At 68.7% G+C, this 17522-nt stretch carries 19 protein-coding genes; 14 read left to right on the forward strand and 5 right to left on the reverse strand.

Annotation, left to right across the window (positions count from 1 at the left end; translation table 11 throughout):
* Window positions 1–23 precede the first annotated feature (23 nt).
* Both BoBH3_RS06055 and BoBH3_RS06060 read right to left on the reverse strand, forming a co-directional pair.
* Window positions 24–1403 (reverse strand): glutamate--cysteine ligase, encoded by a 1380-nt coding sequence (locus BoBH3_RS06055; protein ID WP_262329872.1) that lies wholly within the window; start codon window positions 1401–1403, stop codon window positions 24–26.
* Window positions 1404–1583: 180 nt separating this feature from the next.
* Window positions 1584–2330 carry a 16S rRNA (uracil(1498)-N(3))-methyltransferase gene (locus tag BoBH3_RS06060; RefSeq protein WP_262329873.1) on the reverse strand — a complete coding sequence of 249 codons (747 nt, stop codon included), beginning with the start codon at window positions 2328–2330 and terminating at the stop codon, window positions 1584–1586.
* A 164-nt stretch (window positions 2331–2494) separates the two neighbouring features.
* Here BoBH3_RS06060 and BoBH3_RS06065 point away from each other — a divergent pair, with 164 nt between their 5' ends.
* Both BoBH3_RS06065 and ubiA read left to right on the forward strand, forming a co-directional pair.
* A complete protein-coding gene (locus BoBH3_RS06065) occupies window positions 2495–2986 on the forward strand; it encodes a hypothetical protein (RefSeq protein WP_262329874.1) in 492 nt (163 codons plus the stop codon).
* Between the two features lie 24 nt (window positions 2987–3010).
* Complete coding sequence (ubiA, locus tag BoBH3_RS06070; protein WP_262329875.1) at window positions 3011–3955, forward strand: 4-hydroxybenzoate octaprenyltransferase; 945 nt, start codon at window positions 3011–3013, stop codon at window positions 3953–3955.
* 1 nt (window position 3956) lies between these two features.
* On the opposite strand, the gene BoBH3_RS06075 is transcribed toward ubiA, so the two are convergent.
* A complete protein-coding gene (locus BoBH3_RS06075; RefSeq protein WP_262329876.1) occupies window positions 3957–4478 on the reverse strand; it encodes a DUF6101 family protein in 522 nt (173 codons plus the stop codon).
* A 295-nt stretch (window positions 4479–4773) separates the two neighbouring features.
* Between BoBH3_RS06075 and BoBH3_RS06080 the strand changes: the two genes are divergently transcribed.
* From BoBH3_RS06080 to lpxK, 6 genes are all read left to right on the forward strand, one after another.
* The gene (locus BoBH3_RS06080) at window positions 4774–4911 is read left to right on the forward strand and encodes a hypothetical protein (protein WP_262329877.1); all 138 of its coding nucleotides are present in this window, start codon (window positions 4774–4776) and stop codon (window positions 4909–4911) included.
* A 119-nt stretch (window positions 4912–5030) separates the two neighbouring features.
* Window positions 5031–5858 carry a 3'(2'),5'-bisphosphate nucleotidase CysQ gene (locus tag BoBH3_RS06085; RefSeq protein WP_262329878.1) on the forward strand — a complete coding sequence of 276 codons (828 nt, stop codon included), beginning with the start codon at window positions 5031–5033 and terminating at the stop codon, window positions 5856–5858.
* A gap of 191 nt (window positions 5859–6049) precedes the next feature.
* Complete coding sequence (locus tag BoBH3_RS06090; RefSeq protein ID WP_262329879.1) at window positions 6050–6292, forward strand: DUF4170 domain-containing protein; 243 nt, start codon at window positions 6050–6052, stop codon at window positions 6290–6292.
* 25 nt (window positions 6293–6317) lie between these two features.
* Window positions 6318–7073: a lysophospholipid acyltransferase family protein gene (locus BoBH3_RS06095; protein WP_262329880.1), complete on the forward strand. Its 756-nt coding sequence runs from the start codon at window positions 6318–6320 to the stop codon at window positions 7071–7073.
* A complete protein-coding gene (locus BoBH3_RS06100) occupies window positions 7070–8371 on the forward strand; it encodes a 3-deoxy-D-manno-octulosonic acid transferase (RefSeq protein ID WP_262329881.1) in 1302 nt (433 codons plus the stop codon). The genes BoBH3_RS06095 and BoBH3_RS06100 overlap by 4 nt, the downstream gene beginning before the upstream one ends.
* Window positions 8371–9408 (forward strand): tetraacyldisaccharide 4'-kinase, encoded by a 1038-nt coding sequence (gene lpxK, locus BoBH3_RS06105; RefSeq protein ID WP_262329882.1) that lies wholly within the window; start codon window positions 8371–8373, stop codon window positions 9406–9408. Before BoBH3_RS06100 ends, lpxK begins: the two co-directional genes overlap by 1 nt.
* Here lpxK and BoBH3_RS06110 read toward each other — a convergent pair.
* A complete protein-coding gene (locus BoBH3_RS06110; protein WP_262330441.1) occupies window positions 9361–9582 on the reverse strand; it encodes a DUF2093 domain-containing protein in 222 nt (73 codons plus the stop codon). The two genes, lpxK and BoBH3_RS06110, sit on opposite strands and share 48 nt — an antisense overlap.
* A 164-nt stretch (window positions 9583–9746) precedes the next feature.
* Here BoBH3_RS06110 and BoBH3_RS06115 point away from each other — a divergent pair, with 164 nt between their 5' ends.
* On the forward strand, window positions 9747–10508 hold the full coding sequence (locus tag BoBH3_RS06115; RefSeq protein WP_262329883.1) for a dienelactone hydrolase family protein: 762 nt from the start codon (window positions 9747–9749) through the stop codon (window positions 10506–10508).
* A 94-nt stretch (window positions 10509–10602) separates the two neighbouring features.
* Window positions 10603–11400 carry a hypothetical protein gene (locus tag BoBH3_RS06120; RefSeq protein WP_262329884.1) on the forward strand — a complete coding sequence of 266 codons (798 nt, stop codon included), beginning with the start codon at window positions 10603–10605 and terminating at the stop codon, window positions 11398–11400.
* Here BoBH3_RS06120 and xseA read toward each other — a convergent pair.
* A complete protein-coding gene (gene xseA, locus BoBH3_RS06125; RefSeq protein ID WP_262329885.1) occupies window positions 11397–12992 on the reverse strand; it encodes an exodeoxyribonuclease VII large subunit in 1596 nt (531 codons plus the stop codon). The genes BoBH3_RS06120 and xseA overlap by 4 nt on opposite strands.
* A gap of 232 nt (window positions 12993–13224) precedes the next feature.
* Here xseA and purD point away from each other — a divergent pair, with 232 nt between their 5' ends.
* The 4 genes from purD (at window position 13225) to BoBH3_RS06145 (ending at window position 17198) form a co-directional block, all read left to right on the forward strand.
* Entirely contained in the window at window positions 13225–14502 is a 1278-nt protein-coding gene (gene purD / locus BoBH3_RS06130; RefSeq protein ID WP_262329886.1) for a phosphoribosylamine--glycine ligase, read from the forward strand.
* 91 nt (window positions 14503–14593) lie between these two features.
* Window positions 14594–15508 carry an alpha/beta fold hydrolase gene (locus tag BoBH3_RS06135; RefSeq protein WP_262329887.1) on the forward strand — a complete coding sequence of 305 codons (915 nt, stop codon included), beginning with the start codon at window positions 14594–14596 and terminating at the stop codon, window positions 15506–15508.
* Window positions 15509–15597: 89 nt separating this feature from the next.
* Window positions 15598–16317, forward strand: coding sequence for a haloacid dehalogenase type II (locus tag BoBH3_RS06140; protein ID WP_262329888.1), 720 nt, complete (start codon window positions 15598–15600; stop codon window positions 16315–16317).
* A gap of 5 nt (window positions 16318–16322) precedes the next feature.
* Entirely contained in the window at window positions 16323–17198 is an 876-nt protein-coding gene (locus BoBH3_RS06145; protein WP_262329889.1) for a patatin-like phospholipase family protein, read from the forward strand.
* Window positions 17199–17522: the final 324 nt, after the last annotated feature.

Raw genomic sequence — 17522 nt, forward strand, 5'->3', positions numbered from 1 at the left:
CAACCGGGACGGCGCGCAAAACCTCAGAGCACGAGCTCCGTCAGCACGGGCTCGACCTTGCCGCCCCAGGGCCCACGATAGCGCGCCTCGAGCACCTGGGCGAGGCTCCGCCCGCTCGACACGATCTCCTGCAGCGGCGCCAGGAAGATGCCCTCATCCTGCCCTTGGCGGTTGTGCCGCGCCCGCCGCGCCAGGCCCGCACGCGAGATTTCCAGCACTTCGCCCGCGATCTCCGCGAGCTTGCGGCCGGCGATGGTCGCCGCGAGCCCCTGCTTCGGGACGGCATCGCGCAGCGCCTGGCGCTCGGCATCGCTCCAGCCCTTGACGAGGTCCCAGGCAGCGTCGAGCGCGGACTGGTCGTAGAGCAGCCCGACCCAGAAGGCCGGCAAAGCGGTCAGCATGTCGGCCGGGCCGGCATCGGCGCCGCGCATCTCCAGGAAGCGCTTCAGCCGGACTTCCGGGAAGAGCGTCGAGAGATGATTGGCCCAGTCCGACATCGTGGCGCATTCGCCGGGCAACTGCTTCAGCTTGCCGGCCAGCAGGTCGCGGAAGGAGGCGCCGGCAACGTCGTGATAGGTATCGCCGCGCTTGACGAAATACATCGGCACGTCGAGCGCCCAATCGACATAAGACTCGTAGGACATGCCCTCGTCGAAGGCGAAGGCGATCATGCCGGAGCGGGCATTGTCCGTATCGCGCCAGATCTCCGAGCGCATCGACTGGAAGCCGTTGAGCTTGCGCTCGAGGAAGGGCGAGGAGGCGAAGAGCGCCGTGGCGAGCGGTTGCAGGGCAAGCGAGACGCGCAGCTTGCGGACCATGTCCGCCTCGCTGCCGAAGTCGAGATTGACCTGCACGGTGCAGGTCCGGAACATCATGTCGAGGCCGAGCGTGCCGACCTTCGGCATGTAGTTCGCCATGATCTTGTAGCGGCCCTTGGGCATCACCGGCGTCTCGCCACGCGTCCAGAGCGGAGAGGCGCCGAGCGCGGCGAAGGCAATACCATGCGGGGCTGCGACGGCATTGACGTCCGCGATATGCGCCGCGAGCTCGCTGTCGGTCTCGTGCAGCGTTTCCAGCGGCGCGCCCGAGAGCTCGAACTGGCCGCCGGGCTCCAGCGAGATCGCACCGCCGCCATCCGGCCCGGCCAGGCCGATGATGTGGCCGGCATCGAGGATCGGCTCCCAGCCGAGGCGCTGCTGCATGCCCTCGAGCAAGGCGCGGATGCCGCCGGCACCGGCCCGGCCCTCATAGGGCACAGGTGCAAGATCGCTCCGGTAAAACGGGAACTTCTCGTGCTCGGTGCCGATCCGGAAGGCGGAAGCCGGCTTCTCCCCGGCGGCGATCCAGGAGATCAGTTCATCCTTCGAACCGATCGGGGTCGAATCGGACACGTCGCGAGCCATGGGTGCTCCGGCAGAATATCAGGCGTGAGCCACCGTCCCACCGGCGAAAGCCGGAAGGTGGCAGCATTGTGGACGTCACACATAGGCGAGCGCCGGACGCTCGACAACGACCGGCTCCTTGCATTCGTGAAAGGTCGCCCCCGCGGCAGATGGAGGGACGCGGGTGCGTCCGATCGGCGTTCAGCGCCGCGACCAGTCGCCCAGGACGGCCTGGACGAGGGCTAGCGCCGCGACCGCCGCAGTGTCGGCGCGCAGGATGCGCGGCCCGAGCGAGATCGGCAAGGTGTTCGGCCGCGCGGCGATCAGGCGCCGCTCGGCCTCGTCGAAGCCGCCCTCCGGGCCGATCAGGACAGCCAGCGATGCAGGAGTACGCGCGGCCAGCGCCGAAACGGGGCTCGCCTCCTCCATGGCCTCGTCGCAGAAGATCAGGAGCCGCTCGGGTTCGAGATCGGCAAGCGCAGCCTCCAGGGGCTTTTCAACCGCGACCTCCGGCAGGTTCAGGATGCCGCATTGCTCTGCCGCCTCGACAGCGTTGGCGCGCATGCGATCGAGATTGAGGCGCGAAACCTGCGTGCGGCGGGTGATGACCGGCTGAAGGAGCCCTGCCCCCATCTCGACCGCCTTCTGCGCCATGTAGTCGAGCCGCGCATGCTTCAGCGGCGCGAAGAGATAATGCAGGTCGGAGGCCGGGGGCTGCGCCTTCACCTGCCGCAGGAGAGAGAGGCTCGCCTGCTTGCGCCCTTCCGGCGCGATGGATGCGAGCCATTCGCCGTCGCACCCGTTGAAGACGAGCACGGTGTCGCCGGCCTTCAGGCGCAAGACGTTGAGCAGGTAGTTCGCCTGCTCGCGCTCCAGGGGGAGCGTCGCGGAAGGCGTGAAGGTCCCCTCGATGAAGAGGCGGTGACGGGCGAAATCGGGAATGGCCATGCGCGCAGGCGCCCTCTCAAGAAAAACGCCACAATCCTCTATTAGGAGGACAGCTCCCCAACATATGGCGAGTAGACTCGCAAGGGTCGTTGGCGTTAACAGCGCCTGCTGTTAGGGACATGTTTAAAGATCGGCCAGGCAGGCCGCAATCTGGAGAGGGGACCATGCGGCGCAGGACGGCTTCGGGATTCACCGCGACACTCGGCCTTGCGGCGACGATGTCCCTTGCCATTTTCCTGGACGCCGCACCGGCCAGGGCCCAGGCTTCCGGCTGCGAGCAGCTCCAGAAGCTGATGGGCGAGCGCCAGACCATCGTCCAGCGGCTCGCCTCCTCCCAGCAGGCCAAGAAGAAGATGACGCCGCAGGAGGCCTGCGGCACCTTCGGACGCCTGGTCAACAATGGCGAGGCTGCGATCAAGTTCGCCACGGCCAATCAGGACTGGTGCCAGATTCCCCCGACCTTCATCGAAGGCATGAAGGCCGACAACGCGAAGGTCCTGACCTTCCGCGGCCAGGCCTGCAACGCCGTGAAGCAGCAGGCCGATATGGAGCGTCGCGCGCGCCAGCAGGCGCAGGGCGCCAACCCCTTCGGCGGCGCCGACTCCATCACCAGCGGCGCGGGCGGCGGCCTGCGCATTCCGCAGGGCGCCCTCTGACGCCGCGGGCGAGCTGTGCCCGCCATGCCGGGGCATGACGCCCCCCTCCCCGACGCCCTGACGGACCATTGGGTCGACACGCGCGCGCCGCGTGCGACGAGGCCCTTCCTGAAGCTCGCGCGGATCGAGCGGCCGATCGGCTGGTGGCTGCTGCTGATGCCCTGCTGGTGGGCAGCGGGGCTCGCGGCCATCGCAGCCGGACAGCCCTATCCCAATCCCTGGCACTGCCTGCTCTTCTTCGTCGGCGCCGTCCTCATGCGCGGCGCAGGCTGTACCTTCAACGACATCATCGACCGCAAGCTCGACGCCGAGGTGGCGCGTACGCGCGGCCGGCCGCTGCCATCCGGGCAGGTCACGGCAAAGGCTGCCGCCCTGTTCATGGTCGCGCAGGCGCTCCTCGGCTTCGTCGTGCTGCTGCAATTCAACCGCTTCACGATCTGGCTCGGCATCGCCTCGCTCGCGATCGTGGCGATCTACCCCTTCATGAAGCGCGTCACGAACATGCCGCAGTTCGTGCTGGGACTCGCCTTCTCCTGGGGCGGGCTGCTCGGCTGGAGCGCCGTCTTCGGGCGGCTCGATCCGCCGGCCTTCCTGATCTATGCGGCCGCCGTCGCCTGGACCGTCGGCTACGATACGATCTACGCGATGCAGGACATCGAGGACGACGTCATCGTCGGCATCAAGTCGAGCGCGCGCTATTTCGGAAACCACACCCGCGAGGCCGTCGCGCTCTGCTTCGGGCTGACGCTGATGCTTTCGGGCGTCGCGATCTGGCTCGTCGGCGGAGGCCTCTTCGCCTGGCTGGGCTTTGCCGCCTTCGCCGTCCATCTCGCCTGGCAGGTCAAGCGCATTCCGGGCGCGACCTCGCCGGTCGCTCTCCGGATCTTCCGCTCGAATCAGTATGCCGGCCTGCTTCTGGCCGCGGGGCTCGCTCTCGATCCCATCAGCCGCGCGGTGCTCGGGGTCTGAATCAATCCGTCAGCCGGTCGCCGGCGACGATCACCGGCAGCTCTGCGAGGCGGCCGGTCTTGCGGCGGGTCAGGAAGCGCGGGCGGCGGCCGTTGAGGAAGCCGTAGCGGCGCCTGATCCGCACCGGGCCGAGCGCGAGACGGCCGATCTGGGGAAACGGCTCGCTGACGACGCCATCCGGCGTCTCGAGCAACAGCGGCAGGCCGCTCGTCCGGCCGAAATCACGCCAGAGCGCGACAGCCTCCTCGCGATCCACGCAGGCGACCACGATGGAGCGACCGTCACCGGCGGTCAGCGCGAGTTCGAAACGCTCGTCGTCCCCCATCGGGTCGGCGAGGCGCAGCGCCACGCCGCGCCAACGGGGAGAGCTCTGCAGGATCCGCACGGAACCGACGCGCTCGATCGCGGGCGCGGCCGGGCGGGCCGGCATCGGATTGTGGGAAACGATCGCTGTGTAGGTCGACCCACCGGGGAGATGCGGCGCAAAACCGCCCTCCCCGGCAGCCGGCGTGACGCTGGCCATCGGTTTTAACGCCTCTTTGATCCCTGTGCAGCGGAGCCCTCTGTGAATGCGGGAGCTCTCGTGCTTGTCGTATGAGGATGGAGGCAGGCCGTGTCCGAGCACTTAAGGCGTTCGGTGAAAGACGCCTTAACGAGATCAATGGTTTACGCCTTGTCACTGAGCGAGAGCGCATTCGATCCAAGTCCCTGCCCTGCCCGATCGAGGCAGGTGCTTTGGGTCAGGCCCCCATTTGGGAGGTGCACGTTTCATCTCGACGAATTGAAATCTGAGCGCCGAAACCGACCGAGCGCGAGCCGTGGCGATCTTCCTCATGCGGCGCCTGCTGGGCGCCATCGATGTCGCCGTGGCCAATGCGCTGCTGGCCCTCACCGGAACCGCCGCCTGGATCGCGGCCTTCGGCTGGACCGGCTGGAGGCTGCTCCAGCTTCTGTGACGCGTGACGTAGTCAGCCCCGCAGCGAGAGGCACCGGGATTCGACGCAGTGCCGCATTTTTAGGATGCAGCGCCGCATTTTCAGCTTGAAACCGCGCGTTTCGAGGCCGATACCAAAGCATGAACGCCATCACGCCACCGATCGCGTCTGAACTGCTGAAGGCGGCCGGTGAGAGCTGCATCGAGGCGGGCGCGCTGGCGCTCGACCTCTTCCGGCCCGGGGCCAGGACAGCGGCGCGGACCTGGTCGAAGAACGGCGGCTCGCCTGTCACGGAAGCCGATATCGGCGTCGACACCTTCCTGCGCGTGCGGCTCTCCGCTCTGCTGCCGGAAGCAGCCTGGCTCTCCGAGGAAACCGTGGACGATGCGAGGCGCCTGTCGCACCGCTTCGTCTGGGTGGTCGATCCCATCGACGGCACGCGCGCCTATATGAGCGGCTCGCCCGATTGGGCGGTCTGCGTCGCGCTGCTCGATGCCGGCGAGCCCATCCTGGGCATCGTCCATGCGCCGGCCTGCAACGCGACCTACACGGCGCTGCGCGACGGCGGCGCGCGCCGCAGCGGCGAGACCATCCGGACCTCGCCGGCCGAAACGCTGGCCGGAGCACGCATCGCCGGGCCGAAGCCGATGCTCGATGCACTCGCACGCACGGAAAGCTTCGAGGCCGCCGACAAGATTCCCTCCCTGGCGCTCAGGCTGGCCCGCATCGCCGACGGCACCATCGATGCCGGCCTGATCTCCCCCGACGCCCGCGACTGGGACCTCGCCGCGGCCGATCTCGTGCTGAGCGAGGCCGGCGGCCGACTCAGCGGGCCGGGCGGGCAGGCCGTGGCCTATAATCGCACTCATCCGATCCACGGCATGCTGATGGCGAGCAATGGCGCGCTGACCGGACCGCTGCTGCGCGCATTGGAGCGGCTGCGCGACGGTGAGACGCAGCCCGTCTGATCAGATTTTTTTAACGTTTGCGGCTCGGCCTGCTCGCATGTGCGAACAGGATGCCTTAATTGGCCCCATGCGGCCCTTGGATTACCGCGCGTCCTGACGGACGCGGTCACGGTGATCCATCTGATGGCTATCGCATCGGATTTCTCCGAAAAGTGGATTCCACTCTTCGGTCCGGTGCCAGGGAGAGACCGATGAGCGCGGCAACAGACAGTAAGCAACTTCTCCATCTCGTTTTCGGCGGCGAGCTCGACTCTCTCGAAGGCATCACCTTCAAGGATCTGGCGAAGCTCGACATCGTCGGCGTCTTCCCCAACTATGCGAGTGCGCACCTGGCCTGGAAGGCCAAGGCGCAGCAGACCGTAGACCAGGCGCAAACGCGCTATTTCATCGTTCATCTCCACCGCCTCCTCGATCCCGAAACGGCTGCGAGCTGAGGCCAGAAGCCTCGGCAGCAGGGTAATGGGTTTCTCGATCCTCAAGACGCGTGTGGCACAGGAGACGCTCGGCCGGCTGCTCGCCGGCTATCTGCGCCTCGTGCAGCGGACGAACAGGATCGTGTTCGAGCCGGCCGACATTTACGACCATGTCCGGCCGGAGCTGCCGCTCATCTTCGCGATGTGGCACGGCCAGCACATCATGATCCCCTTCGCGCGGCCGGACTGGATGCCGGCCTGCTCGCTGGTCTCGCGCCATGGCGACGGCGGCTTCAACGCCATCGCGCTGCGCGAACTCGGCATCGGCGCGATTCGCGGCTCCGGCGCGCTCGGCAAGAAGATCCGCGAGAAGGGCGGCGCCAGCGCGTTCATCGCCATGGTGCGGCGTCTCGCGGCCGGCGACACCATGGTGCTGACGGCCGACATCCCGAAGCGGGCCCGCATCGCCGGTCCCGGGATCGTCGCGCTCGCCCGCGCCTCGGGCCGGCCGATCCGGGCCGTGGCGGTGGTGACCAGCCGCCGCATCGACTTCAACAGCTGGGACCGCGCCTCGATCGGCCTGCCCTTCGGGCGCGGGGCGATCGTGGTCGGCGAGCCGATCCTGGTTCCGCGCGACGCCGACGAGGCAGCGCAGGAAGCGGCGAGGCTGGCCGTGCAGGCGAGCCTCGACGCCGTCCATGCCCGCGCCTACGAACTGGTCGGCAGCCGCGACCCGGGCGCGGATCTGCGGCAGCGGCAGGAAGCCGCCGGGAAGCCCGCCATAGGAGCGCCTGCGGCATGAGCGGCAAGGGCTCGATCCTCAGGGCCTATCGCTACGCCACCGGGCTGCTGGAGCCTGCTGCCGCCGGGCTCCTTCTCTGGCGCCAACGCAAGGGCAAGGAAGACGCCGAACGGCTGGCCGAGCGGCGCGGCTGGGCGAGCGTCAGGCGGCCAAGCAAGCCGGTGGTCTGGCTGCACGGCGCCAGCGTCGGCGAGACGGTGACGCTGCTGCCCCTGATCGCGCGGCTGCAGAAGCGGGGCTTCGCGGTGCTCGTCACCTCCGGAACCGTGACCTCCGCGAAGCTCCTGGCGGCGCGGCTCCCGGCCGGGGTGATCCACCAATATGTCCCGCTCGACGTGCCGCGCTACATGCGCCGCTTCCTCGACCATTGGCAGCCGGAACTCTGCCTGATCTGCGAATCCGAGATCTGGCCCAACCTGCTGATCGAGGCCAAGCGCCGCGACATCCCGGTGGTGATGGTCAATGGCCGGATGTCCGAGCGCTCCTTCCTGCGCTGGTACAAGCTGCCGAAGACCTCGCGCTTCCTGCTCTCCTGCTTCGAAGCCTGCCTCGCCCAGTCGCATGGCGATGCCGAGCGGCTCGCCCAACTCGGCGCGCCGCGTGTCAGCGTCGCGGGCAATCTGAAATTCGACGTGCCGGCGCCGCCCGCCGATCCCGACATGCTCGCGATCCTCGACGGCATGACGACGGGCCGGCCGATCTGGATCGCGGCGAGCACCCATCCGGGCGAGGACGAGCTCGTGCTCGCCGCCCATCTCGCGCTGAAACCGCATCTGCCGCAATTGCTGACCATCATCGTGCCGCGACACCCGCAGCGCGGCCCCGACATCGAGGCGCTGGTGCAGGCCAACGGCGTCGCCGTGTCGCGCCGCGCCGCAGGCGGCCAGCCCGAGCGCGACGTCGCGCTCTATATCGCCGACACGGTCAACGAACTCGGGCTGTTCTACCGGCTCTCGCAGATCGCCTTCCTCGGCGGCTCGCTGGTGGAGGGCATCGGCGGGCACAACCCGATCGAGCCCGCCAAGCTCGGCAGCGCCCTGCTCCACGGCCCCTATGTCCACAACAATGCCGAGATCTTCGCGGCGTTCGACCAGGATGGCGGCTCGCGGGAGGTCGCCGATGCGCGGGCCCTGGCGGAGGCCGTCCATCGCTGGCTGAGCGACCCGGCCAGCGCCCGGCTGGCGGCCCGCTCGGCAGCGCAGACCGCCCACCGGCTCGGCGGCGCGATCAACCGCACACTGCAGACCATCGAGCCACTCCTGATGCGCGTCGCGCTCGGCCAGCGCGACATCTCCTGATGCCGGCTGCGCCGCTGTTCTGGTGGCAGGAGAAGCCGACGTTTGCCGCGCGGCTGCTGCAGCCTCTGGGCTTCCTCTACGGGCAGATCACGCTGCGGCGGATGCGCCGTTCCGGCGCCGCTATCGGGCTGCCCGTGCTCTGCGTCGGCAATTTCATCGCCGGCGGCGCAGGCAAGACGCCCACCGCCATCGCGCTTGCCCGGATGCTCGAACGGCGCGGCGAGAAGCCCTTCGTGCTGATGCGCGGCTATGGCGGGCGGCTTTCCGGCCCGGTCGAGGTCGATCCGGACCGGCATGATGCGGCCGCCGTCGGCGACGAGCCGATGCTGATGGCGCGCCATCTGCGCACCGTCATCGCGCGCGACCGCGTCGCCGGCGCGAAGCTCGCGCGCGGCCTCGGCGCCACGGTGATCGTGATGGATGACGGGCTGCAGAATCCTTCGCTGGCGAAGCGCCTGAAGCTTGCGGTGGTCGACGGGCTCGGCGGCGTGGGCAACGGGCTGTGCGTGCCGGCCGGCCCCCTGCGGGCACCGCTCGCCGGGCAACTTGCCGAGACGGACGCCGTCATCGTGATCGGCAGAGGCAAGGCCGGCGCGGAGGTGGCGGCAGCGGCAAAGGCCCAGGGCAAGCCGGTGGTCACGGCGCGCCTGCAGCCGGAGAGGTCGGCAGCGGAGCGGCTTGCCGGCCAAAAGGTTCTGGCGCTGTCGGGCATCGGCCGGCCCGAGAAATTCGCGGCGACATTGCGCGAGATCGGCGCGGCCATCGTTTCGGAACGCGCCTTCGGCGACCATCATGCCTATAGCGCGGCCGATGTCGCGGCGGTCATCACCGAAGCGTCTCAGCAGAAGGCGCTGGTGGCGACGACCGAGAAGGACTGGACGAAGCTCGCCGCGCTCTGGCCGGCGGCGGAGGTCGGGCGCCTCGTTGTCCTGCCGGTCAGGCTGGTTTTCGATGCGCCGGAAGGGGTGGAAAGCCTGCTTTCGTCTCTGTCAGGCGCGGCCGGCGCGGCGAAGCCGCAGCATCACGGCCTCCGGTGAGGCATAGGCCTCCTGCCACTCGATCGACCAATAGCGCAGCTCATCGACGCGGATCGGCACGCCGGTGACGGCACAACGCACGAACGCGCCCGGCTTCAGCACCCTGAACTCGCCGGGGCCGTAATCGATGACCGCTTCGGGGCCGCTGGGCGGCAGGCGCTCGACGATGTTCATCAAAATCGCATCAACCCATTGATCGCGAAACGGAAAGCCGGAATACTCAGAGGCTTGTGATAATCCTCTGGTCGACAATGTCCAGTCTCGAACGCCTTAAGGCGTCACTGATCTGCCTAGCGCTACTTGTCAGCCCGGCTGCATGGGCCGCCGGGTATGAGCGCGTGTGGATCCCTGTCGATGAAGGCAACCTCGTCGGCGTCTTCTATCGACCGGCGGGGCCGGGGCCATTCCCGGCCGTGATCGCACTGCATGGTTGCGGGGGTCTGTGGCGCGAGCATGGCAGCAAGCTCTCCATGCGCCATGCCGATTGGGGCGAGCGGCTGGCGGCGGCCGGCTTCGCCGTGCTGATGCCGGACAGCTATGGCTCGCGCGGGCTCGGCTCGCAATGCGGCGTGAAGGATTTGACGGTGCGCGCCGGGCGCGAGCGCGTCGCGGATGCCGCGGCCGCGCGGATCTGGCTGCAGCAACGAGCCGACATCAAGCCGAGCATGATCTCGCTGATCGGCTGGTCGGGCGGCGGATCGACCGTGCTCGCGGCGATCCGCAAGGACCGCAGCCCTGCCGATGGGCGGCCCGATTTCAAGCGCGCCGTCGCCTTCTATCCGGCCTGCCGGGTGCAGTCGGAATCGCCGAGCTTCGCCGTACGGATGCCGCTGCTCATCCTGATGGGCGATGCCGACGACTGGACGCCCGCCGCCCCTTGCGGCTACCTCGCCAAGGCGGCGCAGGCGCGCCGCGAGCCGGTCGAGCTCGTGCTCTATCCCGGCGTGCTGCACGACTTCGACCATCCGCGGCTGGACGTGCGCGAGCGCGAGAACATCGCCTACTCCGCCAGCGGCACCGGCAAGGTCACGGTCGGGACCAATTTCGCGGCACGGGAGGACGCGTTGAAGCGCGTGGGGGCTTTCCTCAACCTGCCCTGACCCTGAGCGCACGTCCCGGACGCCGAGGCGCGGGGCGGTCCGTCAGCCAAGGACCACGGCCACAGTATTCAGCCACATTCAACGGGGGCATCCCATGGCCGAGAGCATCCACCCTCTCGACGGTGCAGATCTGGCTCGGATCGAGCCGGACGACCGGCTCGTGGTCCTCGCACGGACGATCCAGGCACGGGACCCCGGCTCCGAAGCCGAGCTCGAGGACCGCGCGGTCAGCGGGCAGCAGCTTGGCGAAACATACCTGGGCAAGGCGCTCTATCGGCATCGCTCCGTCTTTCGGAACGCGTCGGAAGCGGCCGTGTGGAGCCATCTCGAACTGACCTACTTTCGGGACGTCGTTCCGGCCGAGGTCATTCACGAGCTCGTGGCCGGCCCGCAGCCGAGCGGGGCACAATTGCTGCGGGCAGAGATTCTCCTGACCACCCCCTCGGCCTTCGTCCTGCCGCGAAGCTGGCGCGGCTCCGACGATCGCCCCGAACGGCAGGCGTCGCTCGAATATATCGACGTGCATGTGCCCTATCTCGGTGAGTACCGGGAGATCATGCGCAACTTTATCGGCCCGGCTGCCGCGAAACTCGTCGAGGCGAACCGGATCGGGACGTTCCGGACGATGGAGACGGCGGCGGTGCTCTTCCGCGACCCGGCGTTCAAGGTCGACTGGAACCAGATCCATCTGTGCGAAGTCGCCGCCGACGGCTTCAACGGGTTCGGCGAGGCGTTCGATGCCGCGTTGCGCGAGATTTCGCCGGATGGCGGGTTTACGGCCGTCTTCGCCGGCCTCGACCGCATGCGCACCATCCCGCGCTGGACCTTCAACGATACCGTGCTGGAGGCGGACGCTGCGCTCGCCAAGGTCGGGAGCGAGGGGCGCTCTTAGAACAAATCGCCCTGCGTCGTAGGTCCGCCTGCCTTGCGGGTGGCAGGTCGTGGCGCCGGCCGGCCGCCGCCGGACTCGCCGCCGGAGACGGTGACGCCGAAGCGCCCGTCCGAGAGCTGGACGCTGAGCGCCCGGCCGGGATGCGCCTCGCCGACGCTGCGCACCAGCGCGCCGGCCTCGTCCCGGATCAGCGCATAGCCGCGCGCCAGCACCGCTTCCGGCCCGAGCGAGCCGATCAGCGCCCAGAGCGAGGCGAGACGGTCGCCGCGGCGCTGCAACTGCTGGCCGAAGGCGCGCGAGGCGCGTTCGGCGAGAGCGCCGCTGCGGTCGCCGCGCTGGGCGAGGCTCTGGCCGAAGGCGTTGCGTGCTCGCGCCTCCAGCGTCGCCAGACGGTCGCGCGCATGGGCGATGCGGGTGCGCTCGGCCGTGATGGCATTGCCTCTCGCCGCGGCTAGCACGCGCGAATAGCCGTTGAGCTTTTCGCGCAACCCCGCCAGTGCGACGCGTGGCGAACGCGCCTCCAGACGCCTCGAAAGGTTTTGCAGGGCGAGTTCATGAACGCGTGCATTCCGCGCAAGCGCGGGCGCAAGGCGGGCCGCCGCGAGGTCGAGCCGCTGGCGCGGTCCGGACAGCACCGCTTCCGGCCCCGGCAGGGCGCGCGCCAGAGCCCTGAGATCGCTGCGGCGGCGATCCGACAGGCGGCGCATCGCGCCCTCGTGGCGGCGCGCCAGATCTGCCACGAAGCCCATCAGCTCGGCGCGAACGGGCACCACCTTCTCGGCCGCGCCGGTCGGCGTAGGGCAGCGCAGATCGGCGGCGAAGTCGATCAGCGTCGTATCGGTCTCGTGGCCGACGGCCGAGACGAGCGGGATGCCGGAGGCCGCCGCCGCGCGGACCACGATCTCCTCGTTGAAGCTCATCAGGTCTTCGAGCGAGCCGCCGCCGCGCGCGACGATGATGACGTCCGGCCGCGGGATCGGCCCGCCTTCGGGAAGCGCGTTGAAGCCCGCGATGGCGTTGGCCACCTCGGCCGCGCTGGTCTCGCCCTGCACGCGCACCGGCCAGACAAGAACGCGGCGCGGGAAGCGATCCTCCAGCCGGTGCAGGATGTCGCGGATGACGGCGCCGGTCGGCGAGGTGATGACGCCGATGACCGAGGGCAGATAGGGGATGAGCTGCTTGCGCTCCTCGGAGAAGAGCCCTTCGGCCGCGAGCCGCTTGCGGCGTTCCTCCAGCAGCGCCATCAGCGCGCCGACGCCGGCCGGCTCCAGCGAATCGATGACGATCTGGTAGCTCGACTTGCCGGCGAAGGTGGTGATCTTGCCGGTGGCGATCACCTCCAGCCCTTCCTGAGGGCGCGTCTTCAGCCGGCCGAAAACGCCCTTCCAGATGACGGCGTCGATCTTGGCGTTGGTGTCCTTGAGCGAGAAATAGACATGGCCAGAGGCGACGGGGCCGCGATAGCCGGAAATCTCGCCGCGCACGCGCACGAAACCGAAGTTGTCCTCGATGGTGCGCTTCAGCGCGCCGGAGAGATCCGAGACGCTCCATTCCGGCGCGTTTCCGGCGGGTGACTTCGATTCGCTGTCCATGCGCGGACCATAGCGGGCGCGCGGGGCCAGCAGAAGCGTTGCCGCGGCGGCGCGGGGCGGCTATTGCGCAAGGATCCTTTCGGCCGACCTCAGCCCTCATCCTGAGGAGCCGCGTCAGCGGCGTCTCGAAGGATGGTCCAGAGGACGCTGGAGCATCCTTCGAGACGCGTTCCTTACGGAACGCTCCTCAGGATGAGGGCTCACAACACCGCCAATGCGGATGGGAGCCATTATGAAAATTCTTCTGATCGGTTCGGGCGGACGCGAGCATGCCCTCGCCTGGGCGATCTCCGCCTCCCCGCTCTGCGACACGCTGTTCATCGCGCCGGGCAATCCGGGCACGGCCGAATGCGGCGAGAACGTCGCGGTCGATGTCGCCGATCATGCGGCCGTCGTTGCCTTCTGCAGGCTGCAGGGCATCGGCCTCGTCGTCGTCGGGCCGGAGGGCCCGCTCGTCGACGGCATCGCCGACGATCTCAGGCAGGCCGGCATCAAGGTCTTCGGCCCGTCGAAGGCCGCGGCCCAGCTCGAAGGCTCGAAGGGCTTCACCAAGGAGCTCTGCGCCGAGTTCGACATCCCGACCGCCGGCTTCGGCCGCTTCTCGGATGCCGCCTCGGCCAAGGCCTATGTCGCGAGCCAAGGCGCGCCGATCGTGATCAAGGCCGACGGGCTCGCCGCCGGCAAGGGCGTGGTCATGGCCGAGACGCTCGACGAGGCGAACGAGGCCATCGAGATGATGTTCTCCGGCGGACTCGGCAGCGCCGGGGCCGAGGTCGTGATCGAGGAGTGGATGATCGGCGAAGAGGCCAGCTTCTTCGCGCTGTGCGACGGCAAGCACGCTCTGGCGCTCGCCTCGGCGCAGGACCACAAGCGCGTCGGCGACGGCGACACCGGCCCGAATACGGGCGGCATGGGCGCCTATTCGCCGGCCCCCGTCATGACGCCCGCCATGGAAGAGCGCGTCATGACGGAGATCGTGCGGCCGACGCTCGCCGGCATGGCCAAGCGCGGGACGCCGTTTCAGGGCGTTCTCTTCGCCGGGCTGATGATCACGGCGCAGGGGCCGAAGCTGATCGAATACAATGTCCGCTTCGGCGATCCCGAATGCGAGGTGCTGATGCCGCGGCTGAAGAGCGACATCGTGCCGGCGCTGCTGGCGGCCTGCGACGGCGTTCTCGCCAATGTCGACCTGCGCTGGTCCGAGCAGGCGGCGCTGACCGTCGTGCTGGCGGCGAAGGGCTACCCGGCCAAGCCGGAGACCGGCAGCGTCATCCGCGGCGTCGAGACGGCGCAGGAGCAGGACGAGGTGCTGGTCTTCCATGCCGGCACGAAGTTGAAGAACGGCGACCTCGTCGCCAATGGCGGGCGCGTGCTCAACGTCGTCGGCATGGGCAAGAGCGTGGCGGAGGCGCAGGCGCGCGCCTATGCCGGCGTGGACGCCATCGACTGGCCGGAAGGCTTCTGCCGCCGCGATATCGGCTGGCAGGCGGTGAAGCGCGAGCAAGGCTGACAGGGCGGTCGCGGCGGGTCACATTTTTCTCGCATCGACCTCCGCCGAAAACCGGTTCCCACTTTTCGGGTCGATGCCTATGCTGCCTCGCATGGCGAACATCGACTCCCTCTTCCCCGGCTTCGAGGCTCACTGGATCGACGGGCCTGTCGGCAAGATCTTCGCGCGTGTCGGCGGCGAGGGGCCGCCTCTCGTGCTGATCCACGGCTTTCCGCAGACCCATGCGGAATGGCACAAGATCGCGACGGAACTCGCGAAGACGCACACCGTCGTCTGCCCGGATCTGCGCGGCTATGGCTGGTCGACCGCGCCGCATGGCGACGGCGGCAAGGAGACCTACACCAAGCGCGGCATGGGCGAGGATATCGTCGCGGTGATGCAGGCCCTCGGCCATCTGCGCTTCGCCGTGATCGGCCATGATCGCGGGGCGCGCGTGGCCTATCGCCTCGCGCTCGACCACCCCGGCCGCGTCGAGCGACTGGTGCTGCTCGACATCATCCCGACCGTGACGATGTGGGAGGGCATGAACGCCTCGCGCGCCATGCAGGTCTATCACTGGACCTTCCTGGCCCAGCCCGAGCCCGTCCCCGAAAACCTGCTCAAGGCCGATCCCGTCGGCTGGCTCGACCACACCATCGCGAGCTGGAGCCGGGCGAAGACGCTCGACCTGTTCGACCCGCTGGCGATGCAATCCTATGCGGAGTCCTTCAGCGACCCCTCGCGCATCCATGCGGCCTGCGAGGATTACCGCGCCGGCGCGACCACCGACATCGCGCATGACAAGGCCGATCTTGCCGCAGGAAAGCGTATCCTCTGCCCAGTGCTGGCGCTCTGGGGCAAAGCCGGCACCCCGGCCCAAGGCTCGAATCCGCTCGATGTCTGGCGGCAGAGCTTCGCGCCGCAGGCCGAGGGACAAGCGATCGATTCCGGGCATTTCCTCCCCGAGGAGAACCCGCAGGCGACGCTGGCTGCGCTGCTGCCGTTCCTGTCGCGCGCCTCCGGCTGAGAGGCACGCAACCTGCAGGGCGCGCGGCAAGCCCGGAGGCGCGCTTCGGCAGCGCCGTGCATCGTCATCCTGAGCGAGCGGAGTTCCTGATGAAGCTGACCGACTTCAAGGCCCTGACCTTCGACTGCTACGGCACGCTGATCGACTGGGAGAGCGGCATGGTCGCGGCGCTGCAGCCGCTTGTCGCCAAGGTCGGCCGGCCGCTCAGCCGCAACGAAGTGCTGGAGGCGCATGCGCGTCATGAATCGACGCAGCAGCTTCACACCCCTGCCAAGCGCTACAGCGACGTCCTCGCCACGGTCTACCGGCGCCTCGCGGAGGAATGGAGCGTGCCAGCGAGCTGGGAGGAGTGCCAGGCCTATGGGCGCTCGGTCCGCGACTGGCCGGCCTTTCCCGACAGCGCCGAGGCGCTGAAGCTGCTCAAGCAGCGCTACAAGCTCGTCATCCTCTCCAATGTCGACAACGAGTCCTTCGCCCATAGCAACGCGAAGCTCGGCGTGACCTTCGACGCGATCTACACCGCCGAGGACATCGGCAGCTACAAGCCGGCGCAGGCCAATTTCGACTACATGCTGGAGCAGCTTGGGGCCGGCCACGGCATCGGCAAGGCGGATATCCTGCACACCGCCGAGAGCATGTTCCACGACCACAAGCCCGCGAACGCCAACGGGCTCGCCTCCTGCTGGATCTACCGCCGCCATGCCGACACCGGCTTCGGCGCGACGATGGATCCCGGCGCCATGCCGCATTACGATTTCCGCTTCACCAGCCTTGGCGAAATGGCGGCGGCGGTCGCGGCGGAAGGCTGACGGCGATGCCCGCCGCCCCCGACAAGGCGCAGGGCAAGCCTGAGCCTCGCGGCGGCGAGATCGCCCTGGTGCTCGGCGCCGGCGGGGCGCGGGGCCTGAGCCATATCCTGGTCATCGAGGCGCTGGACGAGCTGGGCCTCAGGCCCTCGCTGATCGCCGGCAGCTCGATCGGCGCCATCGTCGGCGCGGCCTATGCGGCCGGGCTCTCGGGCCGGGAGCTGCGCGAGCATGTGCTTGGCAGCTTCCGCGACAGGGCGCGGGTGGTGGCGAAGCTGCTCGATGCGCGCGTCGGCAAGCTTGCCGACCTCGTGCGCGGCCTCGGCAATCCCGCGCTGATCGATGGCGAGCGCCTGCTCGACCTGTTCTGGCCGGAGGCGGTGCCGGACCGTTTCGAGGAGCTGGCGATCCCCTTCTCGGCCATAGCGGCCGATTATCACCGCCATGTCGAGGTGGTGCTGAACAGCGGCCCGCTGACGCCTGCGGTCGCCGCCTCGCTCGCCATTCCCGGGCTGGTGCGGCCGGTGGCGCTCGGCGGGCATGTGCTGATCGACGGCGGCGCCATCGACCCCCTGCCCTATGAGCGGCTGCTGGCGCCGGGGCGGATCGTGCTCGCCGTCGATGTCAGCGCACCCGCCTCCGCCGCCAGCGAAGCCCGCATTCCCGGCCCGATGGAGGCGATCGTCGGCGCCTCGCAGATCCTGACGCGGACGCTGGTGCAGCGCATGGTCGAGCGGCAGCCGCCCGACATCCTGATCCGGGCCGGGCTGGACGGGATCGGCGGGCTCGACTTCTTCAAGGTGAAGGCGATCCTTGCCGCAGCGGAACCAGTGAAGGATGAGGTGAAGCGCAGGCTGGAGACGGCTTTCGCGCGTCAGGGATGAGCCCGCAGGCGGGCACAACTCCAGGGCAGTCAATTCACACCGGGCACTTGTGCTTTTGAAGATACGTTTCCGCGTCAAATCGCCTTTACGTCACCAAGGCTCGGCGGGATTGATCCAGCACTCTTGCCTTGACGTCGCCCGAATCGTCTCATTATCGCACTGATTCGGCTAGGGCTTGGCTGTGACGACTTCTGGAGAACGGTCCCGGCGGGACCGGCGTATATGCCTCGAGGCGGGTGACACCCTCGCCCGGTCAAGCCACACCCCGCGCTCAGGCCGTCGTTCCAGTGCCCTTCTGGGCGGGCTCGGCCTGCTCGCGGCGAG

The sequence above is a fragment of the Allobosea sp. BH3 genome, assembly GCF_025499465.1.
GTDB lineage: Bacteria > Pseudomonadota > Alphaproteobacteria > Rhizobiales > Beijerinckiaceae > Allobosea.